Below are 24,916 nucleotides of genomic sequence, written 5' to 3'. Positions count from 1 at the left end.
TTTTTAAATATTATATTATATAAAATATAAAACTATAAAAATAAGATAATAGAAACTACTATTCTAAAAATAGAAATCTATTCATTGAATAATGAAACATTATTTAATATCCTAAATATTTATATATTTTATTACTTATAAAGTTACACTTATATAGATATATAGTATCAACTACTTATTTATAAAATAATTTTTTATATATTTACTAAATTTATAAAACTAAAAACTAAAAAACATACATAAAATATCATTATATATGTTTTATAAAACGTATATAAAAACAAATAATCCACCCTACAAACAATTATTATAAAACTTTTAAAAATATTTTTAAAGCTAAAATTAACAATTATTCATTCATAACTACAACATCTTGCGCTTTAAATCCCTTAGGACCTTTTCCTAACACAAAACTAACTAAATCATTTTCATGTAATGTTCTAAATCCTGGACTTTGAATATCTTTATAATGTACAAAAATATCCTCTCCTTCATTCTTACTGATAAAACCATATCCTTTCTTTTCATTAAACCACTTAACACGACCAGTTACTCTTTGTGACATATTTTCCTCACTTTATAAAATAAACTTTTTAATAATAAAAAAATCTTTTACTACAGTAATCATTATCTAAATCAATAAATATAAATAATAATTCTTTTCTAGTCTTAAAATATAAATTTAAAAAAACAAATATTATATTTTTTATATATTATAATATATTTTATATATAAAAAATACAAAAAATATAATTTATATTTAAAAAAAAATAATAATAATATAATTAATAAAATGTAACTAAAATATTTTAGTAAATTAAAAAATAAACCAATACTTTAATTTTTAATTATTAATTAATCAATAAAAAATTCCAAAAAATAAAAAATCAATTTTTAATAAATAATTATTATATCAATTAATTCTTAATTTTAAATTAATAAAATTAAATATAAAAAAATCATCCTATAATTTATATATAAAAAATTAATTAAATTAGTATAAAACAATTTTATACACTAATTAATATAACTTTTTAGAACAAGGCTTTATTATATCCAATCCAGACAAATAAGTTTTTAAAACACTTGGAACGCAAATATTTCCATTTTCATCTTGATAATTCTCCATAATAGCAGCTAATATCCGACCAACTGCTAAACCTGAACCATTTAACGTATGAACTAACTTAATTCTATTTGTATTGTATTCTCTATATCTAGTTTTCATTCTACGAGATTGAAAATCTTCCATGTTGGAACAAGAAGAAACCTCTCTATAACAATTTTGACTAGGAAACCATACTTCTAAATCATAAGTCTTAGAAGAATTAGTACCAATATCTTTCCTACATAAATTCATAACACGATATGGTAATTCTAAACGTTTTAAAATAACCTCAGCATGATTTATTAAAATCTCAAGAGATTCATAAGATTTCTCAGGAACAGTTATCCATACTAACTCAACCTTTTCAAATTGATGCTGTCTTATCATTCCCTTACTATCTTTCCCATAAGAACCTGCTTCTTTTCTAAAACAAGGAGAACAACAAACATACTTAATTGGCAAATTTTTTTCTATCAAAATAACATCTCTAACAATGTTAGTAACAGGTATTTCTGAAGTTGATATAAGATAAAAATCTTCTTTACCGCATAATTTAAATAAGTCATTTGAAAACTTAGGTAACTGACCAGTACAAAATAAACTCTTTTTATTAATAATATACGGAATATATATTTCTTGATAATCATGTTCAAGGACATGAACATCCATCATAAATTGAATTAAAGCTCTATGTAATCTAGCAATATATGCACTCATCACAACAAATCGACTTCCAACAATTTTAGAAGCACTATTAAAGTCTATTTGTCCCAATCCTTTTCCTAACTCATCATGAGATTTTACAGGAAAACTAAATTTTGAAATAGACCCACATGTTCTTATCTCCTCATTTTTATTTCCCAATGGAACAGAATAATGAAGAAAATTTGGTAACGATAAAAGAATAACTTCTATTTGTTCCAAAATTTTTTTTAACTTAAACATCTTAGTTTTTAAAATTTCATTAATAAAATTAATTTTATTAAAAAAATAATCTATATTTTTACACTTCCCATCATCAGAAATTTTAATAAAATTAGAATACTTCTTCTTTTTACTCTTTAAATCTTGTATAGAGCATTGTAAAAATTTTCTATCTTTATCAAGTTTACCAAATAAATCTGCATCAAAAAAAAATTGACGTTTTAAAAGTTCACCTTTAACATATTCAGGACGTTTACGTAACAATTTAATATCTAACACTATAAATACCCTAATAATCCTAACTAAAAATCTAACTAAAAAATAATAAATAAAATTATATAATATTAATTACATAAAATAAAATGATCTTTTCCCCAATTATTTTTAATAAATAAATTGATAAAATCTCTAAAAAACTACATTTATTTAACAATTTATAAAATCTACATAAATCAAGTAATAATCAAAAATTATATATACCTAAAATATTACAAAATAAATAATATTTAAAATTATTTTATTTATCAATTTCAACTTCTTTTGCAAAACACATAAAATCAGCAGAACAAACAATCTTATTATTAACCAATGATTCCCCATATATCTTCCAAAAATTTTTTCTTCTTTTAATAATACTAACTTTCAAATACAACTGATCTCCAGGAATAACTGTATTCCTAAATTTAACATTATTAATAGAAGAAAATAAATATAAAAATTTATAACCTTTTCTAGGTAAATTGGATAAACTTGATAAAATTCCACCTGCTTGCGCTAACGACTCTAATATTAAAACTCCAGGCATAATCGCATTTTTAGGAAAATGCCCAATAAAAAATATTTCATTAATTGAAACATTTTTTATAGCTACTAAGTATTGAAATACTTTGTATTCTAATACTCTATCGATTAATAATAATGGATAACGATGAGGCAATAAGCTCATTATATTATTAATATATATCAAATCATTCATATCCAAAAAATTATAACTTACACTAAAATATATTTTCTTCTATATAATTTAAACTAACGTTTCATTTATAATATTTAAAGTTTTTTCTAAAAAAAATAAATTAATTTAACAATAAATATTTACACAAAAACAAAACTTATATCATCCATCTTTTTAATAATATTAAACTAAAATTAAGATCAATAATAAATCAAATCTTAATAAAATAAAAAATACTGAAAACTCTTTTTCATAAAATATATTATGACAACATAGAAAATTGAAAAAACTTGCACTGATCAAACGAATACTTATTTAACGGAGTTGCTAAAGAAAACATTACTAATCCAAAAGGAGATTTCCATTCCACTGACAAACCAGAAGAGTAACGTAAATACCCATAATTTTTACCAGATAAATACTTAAAAGTCTTATAAGAAAAGACCTCACCAATATCTAGAAAAACAGAACTTCGAACTTTTTCATTAGTAAACGGATACGGAAAAATAAGATTAAAACTTCCACCAATCAATAAATTTCCTCCAACTATTTTTCCAGAATCATCTTTTGGACCTAAGGAATTAACTTCATACCCTCTAACTTGACCAAACTTAGATATCCCACCAGCATAATAATTTTCAAAAAATGGTAAACTATCATGTTTATCAAATGAATTTCCATAACCAATATTATTGGACACAAAAAAAATAAAACCTTTTCCTAAATTAATATACCACTGACCTTTATAATCAATTTTATAATAAAACAAAGAATTAATATCGATAGGAAAAGATAGTAATAAATTAATTAAACAATCCAATCCAGAAGTAGGAAATATTTCTCTATCATAACTATGATAAAGTAAATTACTAAAAATACGAAATTGATTAAAATCTTTTCCATTCATATCAATAAACCTCTGTATATATCTCATATTTTTTCTTACATGTTTTATTCCTAAATTTTCATAACCAAAACCAAACTTAAAATCACTCTTTTTATTTAAAAATATATTGAAATTTAAGTCAAAACCAAATTTATCAGATCGATAAGAAAAAACATCTAATTTATTAGAACTTTCTCTATGACAATACAAATTAACTCCATATTCAATTTTGGATTTATAAAATGGATTTATATAATTAATAAAATAATCTTTACTATAATTAACATTATTAAATTTAAAACTCAATAAATTTCCACTGCCAAATAAATTTAATTCTTGAACAAATAAATTTAATTGTAAACCACTTAATCCATACCCAATAGAACAATTTATCTTTTTAGAAGAAGATTCTTTAATATAAATATCTATATCTACCTGATCTTTACTATCTTTTACTATACTAATTTTAGTATAAACATTATTTATATAACCTAAAGATTTTATTCTTTTTTCAGATTCTCTTATATTATATAAAGATAATAACTTACCAAAATCACTGTGAACCATCATATTTCTTAATACATAATCCGCAGTTTTTTTATTTCCATGAAATCTTATTTTTCTAATATACATACGTCTTCCTGGAGATACATCAAAAATAACAAATACTAATTTATCTCTATCATTAATATTAAATATCACACCAACATCAGAAAATTCATAACCTAATTTACTATATTCCGATTTGATTAATATTATATTATTATTAATAACTGACCACGAAAATATATTACCTCTTTTAACATTAATTATTTTTATCATTTTATTAAAAGAAATAATATTATTTTTTTCAAAAAAAGAAAAACCAGAAAATCGATATTGTTTTCCTTCATATAATACAACTTTAACAGAAACACTTCTTTTATCTGATAATAAATTAATATTAATAGATAAAACTTTAAACTTTATATATCCATTATTAATATAAATTACCTTGAGTACATTTAATAAAATCATTTTTATAGATTCTATAGAAAACCTATTTCTTTTACCTAAAAAACCAAAAATTTTTTCTTTAAAAATATTAAAATTAAATAATAATTTTCTTTCAGAAAAAGAACTATTACCAATAAATCTAATTTTTCTAATCAAAAATAAAGGTTTGGAAGAAATAAAAAATTTTATATCTACATAATTAATTTTTGAAAACTGTATTTTGTATTTGACATACAAATTATATTTTTCATTAAAAAATAAAATCTTTTCAAAATCTTTCTTAAACCGCAATAAAATATTACTATTAAATATAGACCCTTTTATTATTCCCAATTTTTTCTGTAAATTCATAATTAAATTAATATCAATACTATTTATTGAACCAAAAATACTTACAGATCTAATAACTGACTTTTCTATTAATCTAACTAACAATATATTATTTATTTTTTTTAAAGAAACAAACTGAAATAAACCAGTATAATTTAATTTATTATTAATCTTATTAAGATCTACAAAACTTATATTTTTTCCTATTATATTTGAAAAATAATGTAAAATATTATTAGAATTAATATGTTTTAAACCATATATTCTAATTTTATCAATTACAAATGCATAAGAAATATTAGTTACATTACTATAAAAAAAATAAATTAAAAAAAATAATATATTCTTAAATAAAATTTTAAAAAAATTCAAGAAAAATTGTATCATTCTATTTTAATCCTATATTAAACTATACATAAAACTATCACTAACAACAAATTTACCATCAATCTAAAATAAATTAATATAACAATTAATTGACAAAACTTTAAATATTAAATATATCTAAAAAAATACATATCCTATTAAATTTTATGAAAACTAAATTCTGTTTAAATCAAACATCTATTAATCAATAAAACCAATTTACAAATTCTCAAAATTATCAATAATATTTATCATGAATTTTTCCTAAAAGGAAATATAAAACCAATTTTTTATTAATATCTCAAAATTTTAATTGATTGAATATCTTTATCATTAAATAAAAAAAAAAGCAGAAGTCAATAAACTATCCAAACGATCTAAAAATCCACCATGACCTGGCAAAAAACCACTTATATCTTTTAAAAAAACTCTTCTCTTAAGCATACTAATAAATAAATCTCCAAATAACGACATTACTATAATAGTAAACATAATAACTATCCAATAATAAATATTATTTATTACATGAAACAACTTATATTCTAAAAAACCACAAAATAAAACACATAAACTCCCTCCTAAAAATCCCTCAATTGTTTTTCCCTTACTTATTTCACTAGCTATTAAATATTTTCCATATTTTTTCCCAAAAAAATATGCACCAATATCTGAAGTCCAAACTAAAAAAAATAAATTAATCATTAAATATTTACCATTTTTATATTCATATATTTTAACTAAACTTCCAAAAAACGAACTTAAAACTACTAATCCAAACAAAAATACTACAAATTTATTGTTCCAAACACATTTTAATGTAGGAAACATTACTATAAAACATAATAATATTATCCAAATTAATAAAATTAATAGCAAATAATAATTAAAAATACTAAAAATTAATGTCCAAATAAAAAATAACATTACAATAATAAATATTAATCTTTCCCATATTGTACTTAACGGAATTAAATACATCCATTCAACACTACAAATTATAGATAACAAAAACATCATTAATATAAAAAAATAATAATCAGAATATTTAATGATAACCAAAACTAAAGGAATTAAAATTAAAGAAGTTATAAATCTTAATATCAACACTGTTTTATTTCACTTTATATTTTTTTAAATATTACCATAACGACGATTTCTTAAACTAAAATCTTTTAAAGCTTTTTCAAAATCTTTAATTGTAAAATCTGGCCATAAAACATCAGTAAAATATAATTCAGTATATGCTAATTGCCATAAAAAAAAATTACTTATTCTCTTCTCCCCACTAGTACGAATAAATAAATCTGGATCAGGAAGTGGATAAGTACATAAAAATTTAGAAACTAATGATTTATTAATCAATTTATAATTAATTTTTCCTAAAGCAACTAATCTTGTAATATTTTTTACTGTTTGAAATAAATCCCATCTACCACTATAATTCACTACTATATTTAAAATTAATTTTTTATTATCTCTAGTTATATATTCTGTCTTTCTTATTCTATCTTTTAAAGGATTGGGAAGCTTTTTACATTCACCTAAAAAACGTAAAGAAACATTATGATTGTTAAGATCATCAATTTCTCTATCTAAAACACTAATAAATAATTGCATTAAAGATTCAATTTCTTCCTTTGGTCTTCTCCAATTTTCTTTACTAAAAGTAAATAAACTAAGAATAGGTATACTATGATTTAAAGAATAAAATATTATATTTTTAATAACATTTATACCATATTTATATCCATCAACACGTGCCAAACCATGATTCCTTGCCCATCTACCATTTCCATCCATAACAATAGCAACATGTTTTGGTAAATTCTTGATCTTCACAAATTCAAATAAATTCCTATAATATGCATAATATATTATTATATTATTATTTGAAATAAAATAAAAACCATTTCATTGACAACAAAAATTACTAAATATAAATAAAAATATTTTAAAAAAATACTATTTAAAATTATGAAAAAATTTATTAATAATCGAAAGAAAACTTAAAATTTAATACTACTTCTTATATCTATATAACAAATTTTCTAAAATACTAATAAAACTAATTTACCTTTATATAATCTATCGCATTAACGGAAATAAAATAACATCACGAATCGAAACAGAATTAGTTAAAATCATTACCAATCTATCTATTCCAATACCTTCTCCAGCTACAGGTGGCATTCCATATTCTAATGCTTCGATATAATCTAAATCAAAATACATCATTTTTTCTTCATCATCAATATTTTTTTTAATAATCTGTTCCCTAAAACGAATTTCTTGATCTTCAGGATCATTTAATTCTGAAAAACCATTGGCTATTTCATATCCACAAATAAATAACTCAAAACGTTCAGAAATATTGCGATTGCAATCACATCTTCTAGCTAAAGGAGAAAATTCTATAGGATAATCTGTAATAAATGTTGGCTGTATTAAAAACTTTTCTACTGTTTTCTCAAACATTATCATATGTAAACGATCTAAACTGTCCATTTCATTATATATCACATGTACACTATCCAAAAACTTTCTGCATTTGTCCAATGTATCAATATCTTTTTCTTCAATATCCTTATTATATGCAACAATAGATTCCTTTATGGTTAATCTAGAAAAAGGCTTTCTAAAATCAATTAATTGATTTTGATAAACAACTTCTCTTGTTCCTAATACAGAATCACATAAATAATGTATCAATTTTTCTGTAAAATCCATCAAATAATGATAATCAGAATACACATGATAAAATTCTATCATAGTGAATTCAGGATTATGACATATAGATAAACCTTCATTACGAAAATTACGATTGATCTCATAAACTCTTTCAAACCCACCCACTATTAATTTCTTTAAATAAATTTCTGGAGCAACTCGTAAAAATATTTTTTTATCTAAAACATTATGATAAGTCACAAATGGCCTAGCTTCCCCACCCCCAGGAATAGATTGTAACATAGGAGTTTCAACTTCTATAAAATTATTATTATCCATAAATATTCTTAAATTTCTTATTATTTTTGATCTCAATAAAAACGTTCTTCTTGTTCTATCATTAGAGATTAAATCAATATAACGTTTTCTATAACATATCTCTTTATCGGAAAGACCATGAAATTTATCCGGCATTGGATGAAGAGATTTAGCTAATAATTCCATCTCATTAGCTCTAACAGTAATCTCACCAGTATTTGTTTTAAATAAAACACCAGATATCCATACAATATCTCCTAAATCTAAATCTTTAAGTTTATTAAACAATTCTAAAAAATCCTTTTTATTTATGTAAACTTGTAATTTTCCAGATATATCCTGAACATGAAAAAAACCAGCTCTTCCTATAATTCTCCTTAAAATAACTCGTCCAGCAACAACTACATTTATCTTGTTTTTAAATAAAAAATCTTTTTCTTTATATTTATATTTAGACAAAATTACAGAAATTAAGTCTTTATAATTAATATTATTCGGATAATTAAATCCTTGTTTTCTTAAATTAATTAATTTTTCTTTACGAACTCTATATACAAAACTTGTATTATTTAAATAATTCTTATTTATCATAACTATTATATATAACTTTAGTTACTAACATTTTTTCTTAAATTAGATTTAATAAATAAATCTATATCACCATATAAAACTGACTGAACATCATTAACTATAATCCCAGTACGCAAATCCTTAATTTGTGACTTATCCAAAACATAAGATCGAATTTGAGATCCCCAACTAATTTTTAACTTATTAGAATTTAAAACTTCTTTTTTAACCTGTTTTTTTCTTACTTCAATTTCATAAAGTTTAGCACGTAATTGCTTTATTGCCTGAGCTTTATTCCTATGCTGACTTCTATGAGATTGGCACTGAACAACTATCCCAGTAGGCTCATGCGTTATACGTACAGCAGAATTAGTACAATTAACATGTTGACCTCCAGCACCTGAAGAATGATATGTATCAATACGTAAATCAGAAAAATTTATCATTACATTAATATTATCATCTATTTCTGGATATACAAATACAGAAGAAAATGAAGTATGACGTCTATTACTAGAATCAAATGGAGATTTTCTTACTAATCTATGAATTCCAGTTTCTGTTTTAAGTAATCCATAAGTATATTCTCCAAAAAATTTTATAGTAGCACTTTTAATTCCTGCAATTTCTCCAAAAGAACATTCAAGTAATTCACTAATAAAACTATGTTTATCTGCCCAACGTAAATACATACGTAATAACATATTAGACCAATCTTGAGCATCTATTCCTCCAGAACCAGACTGTATATCCATATAAGCATTTTTCTTATCCATCTTATCTGAAAAAATATATTTAAACTCAATTTCTGTGATCTTTTGATTTATTTTTTTTATTTCATTTTGTATATCAAAAATTATATCTTGATTATCTTCTTTGCAAGCCAAATCAAATATACTTTCAATGTCATCTACATATTTACTTAATTTACTTATTTCATAAATTTTTTCTTCTAACTTTATCTTTTCCTTTCTAAAATACTTTATTTTTAATAAATCTTTTATAAGATTATATGACTCTAATTTTTTTTTTATATAAACCAAACGTTTACATTTATAATTAAAATTAAATATAGATTTAAGTTCTAAAATATTATTTCTCAAATGAGATATACTTAAAAAAACTTGCTTTTTATTTATCATAAATAATAAATAATAATCAAATATATAACAAAAATTTATATAAATTTACCAATAATATACATATAAATATACTCTAAAATATTAAAAATTTATAAAAAAACTAATTAATTTAATTTAAAAATTAAAATAAAATATAATTAAATTTTTAAATTATAATTACTAATAATTATAGTATAATTCAAATTCAAATGGATGTACTAAATATTTGTATTTATTAACTTCTAATTCTTTTAATTTAATATAATCTTGAATAAGTTTTTTAGAAAAAACATTTCCATTTAATAAAAATTTATAATCATTCTTTAATGATTCTATAGATTCTTCTAAAGAATTACATAAAATTATATTATTTATATAAAATTTATCTTTAAATTCTTGAGAAAAAATATATTGATCTAACAATTTGGAATAAACTTTATTCAAAATACCATCAATACCAGCCATAACAATAGCTGAAAACGCCAAATAAGGATTAATTATCGAATCCATAAAACAAATATTTATTTGATAATATCTATCTTTATTAGTTGAATAAAACTCATAACAAGATTGTTGTTTATCTTCTAAATAAAAACGAGATATAAAAATATACCGATTAGTATTTGTTTGTATTCCTTTATAACTATTAACACTAGGCATTGTAAATGCCTGTAAAGCACGAATATGCTTTATTATACCACTAAGATAATAAAAAAAAATATTATCTTTACTTAAAGAATAATTATAATCTTTTTTCAAAAAAAATAAATTAATATTATCTTTTACTAAAAAATGATTACAATACATAATGTTATCTCTAATTCCAACAATAGGATATGGCATAAAAGTAGATGTCTTACCATAATTATAAGATACATTATGAACTACATACTTCAAAATCTGAAAAAAATCAGATTGATTTAATAAAGAATTGCTCTGCATAGTTAAAACACATTGATTATTATTGAATTTGTTTGAATAATACATTTCAACAGGTATACCTATTGAAAATAATGTATTAGAAATAGTAGAACATATATCTTTTGAAAAATCTATTGATAGTCCAGTAGTATCTTTATTAAACATTTCATCTAAAGAAAAAATATAATTTTCTTCAAAACGATTATTTACTTTCCAATCTAACATTTTAGAATTTACCTGATAAAATACTCCATTCATCTCTGTTTTCCATAACACATCATCAAATAAAAAAAAATTAGGAGACACCTTAAATATAAGATTATTAGCAAATCTATTTGCTTTTACATAGTTTTCTACTCTTTTCGCTAAAGAACGAAAATCATAATATAAATATACATTATTCTCAAAATCAAATATATCGCAATAAATTATAATAGTCTTTTCCTGACTAAAAGGATCAATCCAAAAATGACTAATATCAGGAATCAATTTATATTCTTTAAAATCTGATTTAAAATATTTATTCAATAAAGAACTATTAATTATTTTTCCAAAATTTATAAAATTTTCATTAATAAATTTAGATGACATTAAAATTCCATGATATTTACCAAAAAAATCTATAAATTTTAAATTAACAAACTTAATATCTTGTTTTTTTATAAAACTTTTTAAAATTTCTATATTACTATCCATACTAAAGTAAATTTCCTATAAAAAAATATTAATATTTTTAAAATAAAATTTAACTAAATGTAAATTTATAAAATATAAACATCAATCAAATTCTTTAAATCTGCAACAAATAACTACTACTATACTAATAATTTTTTATTAAAAAAAAATAAAAAATTCATTTCTATATTATATAAAATATAAAATAAATTAATCACAACATATATTACTAATATAACATTATATCCTATACTAATTACAATAAACTTCTCAATGAATAAAAATTAAAATGTATAAAAAACATCATCATATCTATCAAAAAAAATATGGACAACATTTTCTAAAATCAAAAAAAATAATTAAAAAAATTTTACATTTACTAAATATAAATCCAAAAAATAAAATCATAGAAATAGGACCTGGTTTAGGAGCTATAACTAAATATCTATTAAAAAAATCAAATCAATTAATAGCAATAGATATAGATAAAAAAATTCAAAAACCATTACTTAAATTACCACATGCTAATAAATTAAAATTAATTATAAAAAACGCATTAAACATAGATTACTCTCAATGGGGTAAAGATTTGTATATCATAGGAAATTTACCTTACAACATATCTATACAGCTATTAATGCATTTTATAAAATATAAAAAATTTATTAATACCATGCACTTCATGATACAAAAAGAAGTTGCTTTAAGACTAACAGCAAATCCATCCTCTAAAGAATATGGTCAACTAACAATTATTATGCAATATAATTATAAAATTCAATACCTATTTACAGTAAAAGCAAAAAATTTTTTTCCAAAACCAAAAGTAACCTCATCAATGATAAAACTAATTCCATATAATCATCCTTTAAGTAAAATTACAGATTATTTATTACTTACTAAAGTAATAAAAAAAGCTTTCTCAATGCGTCGAAAAACATTATTAAATAATTTTAAACCAATATTAAAACAACAACACTTTATCAAATTACAAATAAACCCTAATTTAAGACCAGAACAAATTCACATTAATGAATATATCAGAATTACAAATTTTATAAAAAAACTCTCTACCTAATATATTAGATACGTCAAAAAAAATCAATCTTTACTAATATATAATTGAACACATATGAAGATATATTTCGTATACTCACTCTATAAAATAGATACTATTATTACAATGAATTTTAATAATAGAACATAAAACAATTATATAAAAACATACAAAATATGCTATATTATTGTTATTATTTATTTTCACAAATATATTTAACTTTTGTTTTATTTAACAATGTCTGATTACGCAATAGGAGACATACATGGATGTTATGATAGTTTATTGAAACTTTTAGAAATAATTAACTTTTCTGATAAAAAAGATAAACTTTGGTTTGTAGGAGATTTAGTAAATAGAGGACCTAATTCTATAAAAGTATTACGTTTTATAAAAAATTTATCCATAAAACCAAATATTTCTTTAGGAAATCACGATCTATATCTGCTTAATTGTATATTTAATAAACAATTTTCAAAATATATTGACAAAAAAACCAAAACAATATTACAAGCGCATGACATAATACATTTAGGACATTGGTTAAAACAACAATCTATTCTACATTATAGTAAAAAATTAAATATAATCATGTGTCATGCTGGAATCCCACCCATATGGGATTCAATCCTAGCAAGATTTTATGCAAATCAATTAAAAATATTTATAAATACAGGACTATATTTTTCAATAACCAACCAATTATACAAAAAAAAAATCAGTTACCAAAAATATAAATATATTTTTAATAAATACAAAAGATTAAGTAATTACTTCACAAAAATGAGATACTGTAATGTAAATGGAAATTTATTATTAAAATACAAAAATATTAATTTAAAAAAGAACAATTATTTCCCATGGTTTAAAGTCCCTACAAGAAAAAATATACATGAAGATATTATATTTGGGCACTGGTCCAAACTAAACGGTATATGTAAGCAACCAAACATATACCCATTAGATACTGGATGCGTATGGGGAAAAAAATTAACAGCTTTAAGATTACAAGATAAAAAATATTTTCAAGTACCAGGACTAGAACACTATAACAACAAAAACTAAAAACATCAAAAATATTAATATTATTAATAATATTAAAAAAAAAACAATCTAAAAAATTGTCAGCTAATTCATTTTTTATACTTTTTTAAAGAAAAAAACAATTTCTTAAAATTATCAATTTTTTTATAATCTTTAATTATTTTATTTACTCTATCAAACTCTTTTAACACACGATTAACATCTTGAATTTTCGTTCCAGAACCGATTGCTATTCTTTTTTTTCGAGAACCAATAATAATCTTAGGAAAATTACGTTCTATTAAAGTCATAGAATCAATTATGGCAATATATTTTTTAATTTCCTGCTTACTAAAAGAATTTTTTATTCTTTCTAAATTTAAATTAATACTCGGTAATTTATTTATTAAATTAGAAATATTTTCTATTTTATATAAATTTAATAAATATTTCTTAAAATCTTCTAAATTTAATAATCTTTCATCACTAACTCTATTAAATAATTCTGTACTTTCCTGTTTATGCGTAATATTATTATCCATTTTTTTTTGAATCTCATCAAAAAAACCAAAAATATCACCCATACCTAATATGTTAGAAGCTATTCTATCTGGATAAAAAAATTCAAAATCATAAATACTTTCTCCGTTTCCTATAAACTTAATAGGTTTATCAACAACATATTTTATAGAAAATGCTACACCACATTGAGAATCACTATCAACTTTAGTTAAGATAAATCCTGTAAATGGAATAAAATTATAAAAACTTTTTACGATATTAATCGAATCTTGACCTACCATACTATCAATCACAAACAAAACTTCTGATGGATAAATACTATCATACAAATCTTTTAACTCTTTCATCATAATAGAATTCACATGCAACCTTCCTGCTGTATCAAAAATAACTATATCCATATTTAATCTTTCTGCTTCTTTTAATGATTTCTTTGCAATATCTATTGGTTTATACTTATTTTTTAATAAATCTAAGGAAAAAAAAGGAACCATAACCTCCTCAGATAAAATCTTTAATTGCTCAACTGCTCCAGGTCTATATATATCCAAACTAGATAACATAACATTTTTACGCATTTTTTCTTTTAAATATAATGCCAATTTAGCAGAAGTTGTTGTCTTTCCAGATCCTTGTAAACCAATTAAAAATAATATTGCAATAGAGTTATAATTCAAATTACAACTCTTTAAAACTAATTCATTACATACTTTACCTCCTAAAATAAAAACTAACTCATCATAAATAACTTTTTTAATAAACTTAAATAAATTCTCATTAAATAATACTTTTTCTCCCAATATTTTCTGTTCTATCTTTTGTATAAAATTATTAACAACAACAATAGACACACCTAATTCAATAAAAGAAATACGAATTTTATTTAACATCCAGTAAATACTATCTTTACTAATATTTTTTTTTCTTTTAAACCTATCAAATATAAATGATAATTTATTCGTTAAATTCTCAAACATAACTAAATTTAAATTTATCTATAAAATCACTAATTCATATTTTATTAATATAAATTTTAACAAAAACCATATATTAAAATAAATAAAACTAATCAGTTTAATATAAACTTACATAAAAATTATCTATTCTTTAATAAACTATATTTAATTCAACACTATAAAATTTTTATATAAAATCTTTTAACAAAAATCAAACCCTATTTCTATAAAAATTATAATTTTCTTAAAATCTCTATATACAAAATATTATTAAAAAAATAACTATTTATTACAATCATATAATAAACTATGCTAGAATAATATTAAAAAATTAAATAATTTTAAAATTTAAAATTACATAAATATAGATATATTTTTTTACTATCCTTGTACTCTATAAAAAATAAACACTTGTTAATAAGAATTAAAATAAAAAATATTATATTTTCTCAAAAAAACATATTTCTACATATACAATCAAAAATTATCAATATTTTACCATTAATACAAAAAAATGAATCATAAAACTATTAAAAATTGTTCTTTAAAAATAGGAAAATTTTTTATAAAAAAAAATATAGGATATGTTATTCCCTATAATAAATCATTAAAAAATATAATTTTCATCCATAAAAAATTTTATTTAGGAGCTATATCTGGACAAATAGTATTAGTAAGTACTACATTTTCAACAAAAAAATATAAAACAAACGGAAAAATTATAAAAATCTTAGGCAATAACATAACAACAGAAATAAAAACAAAAGAAATAATATTATCCAATAATATTCCTTATAAATGGACAAAAAAAATATTAAACGAGACAAAAAAAATTTCACAATATATAAAAAAATCTGAATTCAAAAAAAGAAAAGATCTAAGAACAATACCATTTATTACAATAGATAATGAAAATGCAAAAGATTTAGATGATGCAGTATATTGCAAACAAACATCTAAAAAAAACTATCAACTTTATGTAGCCATTGCCGATGTTAGTCACTATATTCCAATTAATTCACTAATTGATAAAGAAGCAGCAAGAAGAGGAAATTCTATATATTTCCCTAATAGAGTTATACCAATGCTTCCAGAAAAATTATCTAACAATATATGTTCATTATTACCTAACAAAGATAGATTATGCATAATTATTGAAATTAATATTCACAAAAATGGAAAAATTAATAATACATATTTTTATAAAGGAATTTTCCGTTCATATGCTCAACTCACTTATAATCAAGTAAATCAGTGGATAAATAAAAAAAATATTGACAATAAACACAAAAAAAATTGGACTATTATCAAAAAACTATATCAATTAAAACAAATTTTACTTAAAAATCGAAAATCACGTGGAGCACTAAAATTAAATAACACAGATATTTCACTAAAATTAAACAAAGAAAAAAAAATTAAAAAAATTATATCTATAAAAAAAAATGATGCACATGAAATTGTTGAAGAATGTATGTTAATAGTTAATACAGAAATTGCAAAATTATTAAAAAAATATAAAATTCCATCTATATATAGAACACATGAAAATCCAGACAAAAAAAAAATAAAAAAATTATTTCTATTTTTAAATGCAATAGGATTTAAAACTAAAAATAATGAATCAATTCAATCAAAAAATATACAAAAAATAATAAATAAAATTTATCAAAACCCTAAATATTACTTTCTTGAATCAACAATAATAAAATCAATGAAACGAGCAAAATACAGTGAAAAAAATTTTGGACATTTTGGACTAGCTTACAAAGAATATACACATTTTACTTCTCCAATACGTAGATATTCAGATTTACTAATGCATAGGGCTATATCACATATTATAAAATATAAATCACCCAAAAATTTTTACTATTCTCAAAAAGACATTAAAGAATTAAGTAAACATTGCAGTTTTACAGAACAACGTTCAGACAAAGTTACAAAAAATCTAATTTTATGGTTAAAATGCAACTTTTTACAAAAAAAAATAGGAAAACAAATACAAGGTACAATAATATCAATCACTCGTTTTAATATAATTGTAGATTTAAAAAAATGGCATTCAAAAGGAATAATTTATATAAAAACACTAAAAGACGACTACTATATTTTTAATAATACTAAATATAATTTAATTGGAAAAAAAAATAAAAATACATATAATCTAGGAGATAACATAAATGTATCAATAACAAAAATTAATGTAAATAAAAAAAAAATTATTCTCAAACTTATCAATAAACTTTAATTATGCATAATAATTATGTATATGGATTTCATCCAGTACACTTACTTTTAACAAATAATAAAAAAAATATTAAAAAAAACATAAAAAAAATCATTATTAATAAAACAAGAAATGACATACGATTTCAAAAAATTATTCAATTAGCTAATAAAAATAATATTTTTATTGAAAAAACTCCAATAAATAAAATTAAAAAAATGTATCCAAATATCCTTCATCAAGGAATTATTGCAATTATCAATAATAATAAATATTTTTATAATGAAAAAAAACTAGAAGCATTAATTAAAAGCAAAAAAAAATTAAATCTAATAATAATATTAGATAGAATAACAGATCCACAAAATTTAGGTTCATGCATAAGAACAGCAAGCTTATTTAAAGTAGATTTTATACTAATACCAAAAAAAAATAATATAAAAAAATTTACCCACATCATCAATAAATCTTCCTGTGGATCATTAAATCATATACCAATAATTACAACAACTAACTTGATCAGATCTATAAAAACTTTAAAAAAAAATAAAATATGGATTTTTGGTTCAACTCCAGAAGCAAAAAAGAATTTATATACAACTAACTTTAAATCAATATCCATTGCTTTAATATTCGGATCCGAAAACAAAGGAATACGTCATTCTATCAAACAACACTGTGATTTTTTATTTTCAATTCCAACATTCAATAAAGAACTAAAATGCCTAAATATTTCTGTATCAGTAGGAATATGTTTATATGAAATTATAAGACAAAAATTGTATGCTAATACTAGTAAATAAAATATACATTTAGAATGTAATTCTTATACAATATTAAAATTATAAAACTTAAAAAAATTCATTTATAAATAAATAAGCTATTTTTAAAAAAAACTAACAAATTTTACTATTAACAAATTCCCAATTTACTAAACTCCAAAATGAATTAATATAATCTATTCTAGAATTTCTATAATCTATATAGTATGCATGTTCCCATAAATCAAACGTTAACAATGGAGTTTTACCTTGAATCAACGGATTATATGCATTAATAGTGGTCTCAATTTTTATTGAATTATCTCTGCTATCTAAAACCAACCAAATCCATCCAGATCCAAAAAAAGATAAAGAACTATTAGTAAAATTATCTTTAAATTTATCAAATGACCCAAAATTACTAATAATAATATCACGAACTTTCCCAACAGGATTTCCCCCACCTACAGGACTTAAACACTTCCAATAAAATGTATGATTCCATACTTGTGCAGCATTATTAAATAAATCTCCAGATGAACATTGTAATATATCTTCCAAAGTAGAAGATTTATACTGAGTATCAATAATTAACCTATTAAGATTATTTAAATAAGCACGATGATGTTTCTCATAATGAAAAAAAATAGTTTCTTTAGATAAAAAAGGAACAAGAGCATCCATTTCATAAGGAAGTGGAGATAAATCAAATGACATATTAAAAGCCCCTCAATCTATAATTATGTTAGATCTCATTATTATACAGTAATAATAATAAAATTCAAACACTGAATATCAAATTTTTAAAAAATTAATTTTTGAGTAAAAAATTAATTATTTAATCATTATAAAAATTTGCAATTTTAACATTAATAAATTATTATTAAATACAAAAAAACAAAATCAAAATTATAAATGAGGTTTTACCTTGAACAAAGAAACAAAAAACGAACATAATCAACTAATAATTAATCTTATCAAAAAACAGATAAATGAAAACCCAATTATTCTATATATGAAAGGAAATCCAGATAATCCAAAATGTGGATTTTCTGAAAAAGCCATCAGATATATAACTGCTTGTAACATAGAAAATTTTAGATATATAGATGTATTAGAGAATACTGACATACGTAAAGCATTACCAAAATACTCTAATTGGCCAACATTTCCTCAACTATATGTAAATGGAAAATTAATAGGAGGATCAGATATAATAGAAAATCTTTTTAATCAAGGAAAGTTAAAAACAATATTACAAAACAATTAACATAATTAAAATTTAAAATATAGGAAAACACAAAATGAGTACAATATTAATTAGTAAAAAAGCACCTAATTTTACAGCACCAGCTGTGCTTGAAAATAATTCAATAATTAATGAATTTAATTTATATGAAAAAACTAAAGATAAATATGTAGTTCTATTTTTTTATCCACTTAACTTTACATTTGTATGTCCAACGGAATTAATATCTATAAATAACAGAATAAACAAATTTAAAAATTTAAATACAGAAATAATATCTATATCTGTAGATTCTCAGTTTTCACACTACACATACAGAAATACTCCAATAAAAAATGGAGGAATTGGACCTGTTAAATTTACAATGGTTTCAGATGTAAAACATACAATATGCAAATCTTACGAAATAGAACATCCGAATGAAGGAATATCTCTAAGGGGAACATTTATAATAGATAAAAACCGAATTATACGACACCAAAGCATAAATGATCTACCAATTGGAAGAAACATAGATGAAATACTAAGAATATTAAATGCAATACAAACATTTGAAATCAATGGAAATGTTTGTCCAGCTGGATGGAAAAATGGAAATAAAACAATTGAACCGTCATCAGAGGGAATTATCAAATTTTTACAATTAAATTCAGAAACACTGTAAAAGTTTCAAAAATTTTATCTATAAAATATAAATATTACATAAAATTCTAAAAATTGGATTTATTTTTTTTAAAAAATAAATAACTAAGTTTATATAGTAATAAGATTAGATTTTTAAATACTTCTATTTTATTATAAAAAAAAAATAGAAGTATTTAAATAAAATAGTATTGACTTTTTTTAAAAAAAACATACTATAGAACATATAGTAGTATTATATGTATAATATAATCATTAATCATAACAAATAAACAAAAGTCTAAAAAAATAAACTTTTTGGAGATTAGAATGTTAAATCTAAAAAAAACAGCAATAGCCGTACTTACGCTAAGTAGTAGCGCAGTATTTGCTGGAACTATGGGGTCTTTTTGCACTCCTTTATCAGTTTCCGTTCCATGCAAAAAAAACACATGGGATTTTAGTGCTTATACTTTATATTTAAGCTCTGAAACAAATGAGAATAATCATGATAATGAACAATCAAATATAAGTGATAGCTACATAACATGGCCATATCTTATAAATTTAGAACATAACCTAGGTTTCAAATTAATAAGTTCTTATTATTTAAATTCCGGAAATGATATAACATTCAACTGGAATCATTGGCAAGGAAATGAAGAAAATAACATACATCAAGGAGATTTGATAGAATTAATACCAAACAAAACGTCCATGATTACCGACATTTCTGGAGAAAATATAAAACCAAAATGGAATTCAATGAATCTAGAATTCGGGCAAACTATAAATCTAAATAATCTTACCAATATAAGAATTCATACTGGAATTCAATATTCAAATATAGAAAGAGATCAAAAACTAACTTTGTCTAGTCAAGATTTCGCAAATAACAATCTATTATATAAAGAAAGCACTCAATATACAGGAATGGGACCAAATATAGGAACTGATATAACATATAATTTTGGAAATGGATTTTCAATATATGGTAAAGGATCAACAGCTATATTATCTGGAGATCACAAATCTATATCAACACATTTTAATGAAAAAGGAGAAGCAACTTACGATACAAAATCAAAAACATCCATAATTCCTGGAATAGAAACACAATTAGGAGCAAAATATACATACATGACAAATAAGGGAGACATTACATTAAACACAGGATGGACTTGGATAAGTTATTCAAATGTGATAGATACAATAAATAGAAATTCACTATCAAGAAACTCAAACTTTTCCATATATGGTCCGTTCTTTGGAATAAAATGGACAAGTAATATGTAATTTCTAACTTATTATTAATAGAAATTATAAAATATATACTTTACGTATATAAAAATAAAAAACTAAAAAGCCCATATTCTTTTCTAAATGGGCTTTTTAGTTTAAAAAAAATATTTTTTTTTAAAAATGCCAATAAAATCAGATAATTGGATTAAACATATGTCTATAACTCATAATATGATTAATCCATTTGAAAAAACAAATATTAGAAAAAAAGGAAATAAAAAAATCATTTCATATGGACTATCTAGCTACGGATACGATGCTAGATGTTCTAACGAATTTAAAATTTTCACTAACATAAATTCTGTTATTTTAGATCCAAAAAACTTTAACAAAAATAGTTTTCTAAATTCGTCAAAAAATACTTGCACAATACCACCTAATTCATTTGTCTTGACAAGAACAATAGAATATTTTAAAATACCAAGAAATATCTTGGCAATTTGCATAGGAAAATCTACATATGCAAGATGCGGAATTATAACAAACATAACACCAATAGAACCAGAATGGGAAGGACATATAACAATAGAACTGTCTAATTCCACAAATTTACCAGTAAAAATTTATGCAAAAGAAGGAATTATACAAATCATTTTTTTAGAATCCGACTCAAACTGCTTAATATCCTACCAAGATAAAAAAGGAAAATATCAAAAACAAACAGGAATAACATTACCATGTTTATAAAAAACACCTATAATAGGTTGTATCTACTATTTATAACAAACAAAAACATATTAATAATTTTATACATATACAATTAATCTATTATTTATTATAAAAATGAATGCAATAAAAAAAAAAATAGCAGAATCAGCTTTAAAATATATTAAACACTCACCTATCATAGGTATTGGAACTGGAACAACTATAAACTATTTTATTAAATATATATCCACAATAAAATATTTAAATAAAAAAATACTATACATCCCAAGTTCTAAAATAACAGAAAAATACCTTAAACTCTTTAATTTACCCATTACAAATATAAATTCTATTACAAATTTACCTATCTATATTGATAGCGCAGATGAAATCACAAAAAAATATAATATGATAAAAGGTGGAGGAGGAGCATTAACTAGAGAAAAAATTATTGCTTCCTTTGCAAAAAAATTTATTTGCATTGTTGAAGAAAAAAAAATCGTCAAAAAACTAGGAAAATTCCCAGTAGCAGTAGAAATTATACCAATGGCAAAAAATTATGTAACAAATGAACTAACTAAATTAGGTGGAATTCCTAAACAAAGAACTAATTTTATAAGTGACAATGGAAATATAATATTAGATGTCTATAATCTAAACATAAAACACCCAAAAATTTTAGAAAAAAAAATAAATAATATACCAGGAGTAATAGAAAACGGAATATTTGCAAAACGAACAGCAAACAAAATTTTAATTGGAACAAAAAATAACAACATAATAGAATTATAATTTCTATATTTTAATAAAAAACATCATCAAATAAAGTATTTATCTAACTATATAAACCATAATACTAATCAATAAAATTAATAACAATGATAAAATTCCCATAACAAAAAAACTTTTATGAAAATCCTCCTTATTAAATTTTTCTAAATTATATTTAATAACATTAAAAATTAGACAAAAAATCAATAAAATAATAAAACAACTAAAAATCCAATAAAGAAACAACATTACAATCCCCTATATATAATCTTTAAAAAACAAATTTTCTTCACAAAAATTTTTACTTAAAAATTTTTATTTGAATAAAATATTCATACTCATCAAAAAAAATATTAACAAAAAATAAAACTAATAAAACTATTATGATTCTTAATCAAAAATATTTTTTATAAAACAAAAATTAATAAAAATATCAAAAAAAAACAAAACAAAAATATAATTAAATCATTCTTGACGTTTCATTGCATCAAAAAATTCAGAATTAGTTTTATGATGCTTCATTTTTTCTAAAATAAACTCTATAGAATCAGTTTCATCCATAGATTGCAAAATTTTTCTTAATATCCATATTCTATGTAAATATTCAGAACTTAACAACAAATCTTCACGACGAGTACCAGATCTATTTATATTTATAGCTGGAAAAACTCTACGCTCAGCTATATTTCGACTCAAATGAATTTCCATATTCCCAGTTCCTTTAAATTCCTCATAAATTATCTCATCCATCCTAGAACCAGTATCAATTAAAGCAGTAGCAATAATAGTCAAACTACCACCTTCTTCAATATTTCTAGCTGCACCATACAATCTCTTTGGTCTCTGTAATGCATTTGCATCAACACCACCAGTTAAAACTTTACCAGAAGAAGGAATAACAGCATTATAAGCTCTAGCCAATCTAGTAATAGAATCAAGAAGAACTACAACATCTTTCTTATGCTCTACTAAACGTTTAGCCTTCTCAATGACCATTTCAGCTACCTGAATATGACGATTAGCAGGTTCATCAAAAGTACTAGCAACAACTTCACCTTTAACAGAACGTTGCATTTCAGTAACTTCTTCAGGACGTTCATCAATTAATAAAACTATTAAATAACAATCTACATAATTTTTTTCTATAGAATGTGCAATATTTTGTAACATAATAGTTTTTCCAGCCTTAGGAGGTGAAACAATTAGCCCCCTCTGCCCCCTACCAAATGGAGCACAAAGATCAATAACTCTAGCTGTTAAATCCTCAGTACTACCATTTCCTTGCTCCATAATTAAACGTTTCGTAGCAAATAATGGAGTTAAATTTTCAAACAAAATCTTTCTTTTAGCATCTTCTGGAGAATCAAAATTAATTTGATCAACTTTTAATAAAGCAAAATAACGTTCATTATCTTTAGGTGGACGAATCTTTCCTATGATAGTATCACCAGTACGAAGACCAAATCTTCTTATTTGACTTGGAGAAACATAAATATCATCTGGTCCAGCTTGATAAAAACCTTCTTCAGACCTTAAAAAACCAAAACTATCTGGTAAAATCTCTAACACACCTCCTCCAAAAATATCTTCCCCCTTACAAGAATGAGCTTTTAAAATTGCAAAAATAATATCTTGCTTACGCATACGAGATGTATTTTCTGTTCCCATTTTCTGAGCAATACTTACAAGATCAGCAATTGGTAATTGCTTTAATTCACTAAGATTCATGATCTCCACACTATAATTAATTACTTTATTTTAATCTTATAAAACGAATTCTGAGAAATTATAAATTAATTGATAAAAACCACTTGAATTTACCTATATAAAAATTTTATCTTTTGGAATAAAAATAACATATCAAACAACCCTCTTTCTTAAAGACCTAAGAAATTTCAAATTTATAAAAAATCATACTAAATACAATTTTAGTACATAT

21 protein-coding genes are annotated in these 24,916 nt (G+C 21.9%); 9 read left to right on the top strand and 12 right to left on the bottom strand.

The features are described 5' to 3' along the window. Positions 1–349 precede the first annotated feature (349 nt). The 9 genes from CCU22_RS01970 to CCU22_RS01930 form a co-directional block, all read right to left on the bottom strand. Positions 350–565, bottom strand: coding sequence for a cold-shock protein (locus CCU22_RS01970; RefSeq protein ID WP_100114910.1), 216 nt, complete (start codon positions 563–565; stop codon positions 350–352). A gap of 456 nt (positions 566–1,021) precedes the next feature. Further along, entirely contained in the window at positions 1,022–2,311 is a 1,290-nt protein-coding gene (gene serS / locus CCU22_RS01965) for a serine--tRNA ligase (RefSeq protein ID WP_100114909.1), read from the bottom strand. 238 nt (positions 2,312–2,549) lie between these two features. Next, entirely contained in the window at positions 2,550–3,008 is a 459-nt protein-coding gene (gene fabZ, locus CCU22_RS01960; RefSeq protein WP_100115043.1) for a 3-hydroxyacyl-ACP dehydratase FabZ, read from the bottom strand. A 241-nt stretch (positions 3,009–3,249) separates the two neighbouring features. Beyond that, a complete protein-coding gene (bamA, locus tag CCU22_RS01955) occupies positions 3,250–5,586 on the bottom strand; it encodes an outer membrane protein assembly factor BamA (protein WP_100114908.1) in 2,337 nt (778 codons plus the stop codon). Between the two features lie 312 nt (positions 5,587–5,898). Continuing rightward, entirely contained in the window at positions 5,899–6,672 is a 774-nt protein-coding gene (locus CCU22_RS01950) for a phosphatidate cytidylyltransferase (protein WP_100114907.1), read from the bottom strand. A 24-nt stretch (positions 6,673–6,696) separates the two neighbouring features. Continuing rightward, the gene (gene uppS, locus CCU22_RS01945) at positions 6,697–7,365 is read right to left on the bottom strand and encodes a polyprenyl diphosphate synthase (RefSeq protein ID WP_100115042.1); all 669 of its coding nucleotides are present in this window, start codon (positions 7,363–7,365) and stop codon (positions 6,697–6,699) included. A 285-nt stretch (positions 7,366–7,650) separates the two neighbouring features. Further along, positions 7,651–9,141 (bottom strand): lysine--tRNA ligase, encoded by a 1,491-nt coding sequence (lysS, locus tag CCU22_RS01940; protein ID WP_100114906.1) that lies wholly within the window; start codon positions 9,139–9,141, stop codon positions 7,651–7,653. 17 nt (positions 9,142–9,158) lie between these two features. After that, positions 9,159–10,262 carry a peptide chain release factor 2 gene (gene prfB, locus CCU22_RS01935; RefSeq protein WP_100114905.1) on the bottom strand — a complete coding sequence of 368 codons (1,104 nt, stop codon included), beginning with the start codon at positions 10,260–10,262 and terminating at the stop codon, positions 9,159–9,161. A 159-nt stretch (positions 10,263–10,421) separates the two neighbouring features. Continuing rightward, a complete protein-coding gene (locus CCU22_RS01930) occupies positions 10,422–11,858 on the bottom strand; it encodes a glutamine synthetase beta-grasp domain-containing protein (protein ID WP_100114904.1) in 1,437 nt (478 codons plus the stop codon). A 268-nt stretch (positions 11,859–12,126) separates the two neighbouring features. Between CCU22_RS01930 and rsmA the strand changes: the two genes are divergently transcribed. Beyond that, positions 12,127–12,915 (top strand): 16S rRNA (adenine(1518)-N(6)/adenine(1519)-N(6))-dimethyltransferase RsmA, encoded by a 789-nt coding sequence (rsmA, locus tag CCU22_RS01925; protein WP_100114903.1) that lies wholly within the window; start codon positions 12,127–12,129, stop codon positions 12,913–12,915. A 216-nt stretch (positions 12,916–13,131) separates the two neighbouring features. Next, on the top strand, positions 13,132–13,959 hold the full coding sequence (locus tag CCU22_RS01920; protein ID WP_100114902.1) for a symmetrical bis(5'-nucleosyl)-tetraphosphatase: 828 nt from the start codon (positions 13,132–13,134) through the stop codon (positions 13,957–13,959). A gap of 68 nt (positions 13,960–14,027) precedes the next feature. Here CCU22_RS01920 and CCU22_RS01915 read toward each other — a convergent pair whose 3' ends face one another. Continuing rightward, positions 14,028–15,416, bottom strand: coding sequence for a signal recognition particle protein (locus tag CCU22_RS01915; RefSeq protein ID WP_100114901.1), 1,389 nt, complete (start codon positions 15,414–15,416; stop codon positions 14,028–14,030). Positions 15,417–15,909: 493 nt separating this feature from the next. On the opposite strand from CCU22_RS01915, the gene rnr reads away from it, so the two are divergent. Both rnr and rlmB read left to right on the top strand, forming a co-directional pair. Next, positions 15,910–17,646, top strand: coding sequence for a ribonuclease R (rnr, locus tag CCU22_RS01910; protein ID WP_100114900.1), 1,737 nt, complete (start codon positions 15,910–15,912; stop codon positions 17,644–17,646). Between the two features lie 2 nt (positions 17,647–17,648). Further along, complete coding sequence (rlmB, locus tag CCU22_RS01905; protein ID WP_100114899.1) at positions 17,649–18,428, top strand: 23S rRNA (guanosine(2251)-2'-O)-methyltransferase RlmB; 780 nt, start codon at positions 17,649–17,651, stop codon at positions 18,426–18,428. Between the two features lie 93 nt (positions 18,429–18,521). Here rlmB and CCU22_RS01900 read toward each other — a convergent pair whose 3' ends face one another. Beyond that, entirely contained in the window at positions 18,522–19,103 is a 582-nt protein-coding gene (locus tag CCU22_RS01900) for a superoxide dismutase (RefSeq protein ID WP_100114898.1), read from the bottom strand. 298 nt (positions 19,104–19,401) lie between these two features. Here CCU22_RS01900 and CCU22_RS01895 point away from each other — a divergent pair, with 298 nt between their 5' ends. The 5 genes from CCU22_RS01895 to rpiA all read left to right on the top strand — a co-directional run bounded on the left by CCU22_RS01895 (position 19,402) and on the right by rpiA (position 22,998). Beyond that, complete coding sequence (locus CCU22_RS01895; protein ID WP_100115041.1) at positions 19,402–19,656, top strand: glutaredoxin family protein; 255 nt, start codon at positions 19,402–19,404, stop codon at positions 19,654–19,656. A 34-nt stretch (positions 19,657–19,690) separates the two neighbouring features. After that, positions 19,691–20,299 (top strand): peroxiredoxin, encoded by a 609-nt coding sequence (locus CCU22_RS01890; RefSeq protein ID WP_100114897.1) that lies wholly within the window; start codon positions 19,691–19,693, stop codon positions 20,297–20,299. Between the two features lie 287 nt (positions 20,300–20,586). Continuing rightward, positions 20,587–21,552, top strand: coding sequence for an Lpg1974 family pore-forming outer membrane protein (locus tag CCU22_RS01885; protein WP_100114896.1), 966 nt, complete (start codon positions 20,587–20,589; stop codon positions 21,550–21,552). A gap of 126 nt (positions 21,553–21,678) precedes the next feature. Further along, positions 21,679–22,245, top strand: a complete 567-nt coding sequence (gene dcd / locus CCU22_RS01880) for a dCTP deaminase (RefSeq protein ID WP_100114895.1) — start codon at positions 21,679–21,681, stop codon at positions 22,243–22,245. Positions 22,246–22,341: 96 nt separating this feature from the next. Continuing rightward, the gene (rpiA, locus tag CCU22_RS01875) at positions 22,342–22,998 is read left to right on the top strand and encodes a ribose-5-phosphate isomerase RpiA (RefSeq protein ID WP_100114894.1); all 657 of its coding nucleotides are present in this window, start codon (positions 22,342–22,344) and stop codon (positions 22,996–22,998) included. 444 nt (positions 22,999–23,442) lie between these two features. Here rpiA and rho read toward each other — a convergent pair whose 3' ends face one another. Continuing rightward, positions 23,443–24,705, bottom strand: a complete 1,263-nt coding sequence (gene rho, locus CCU22_RS01865; RefSeq protein ID WP_100114892.1) for a transcription termination factor Rho — start codon at positions 24,703–24,705, stop codon at positions 23,443–23,445. Positions 24,706–24,916 lie beyond the last annotated feature (211 nt).

Source organism: Candidatus Legionella polyplacis, assembly GCF_002776555.1.
GTDB lineage: Bacteria > Pseudomonadota > Gammaproteobacteria > Legionellales > Legionellaceae > Legionella_E > Legionella_E polyplacis.
This window is presented reverse-complemented; position numbering and strand designations above follow the sequence as displayed.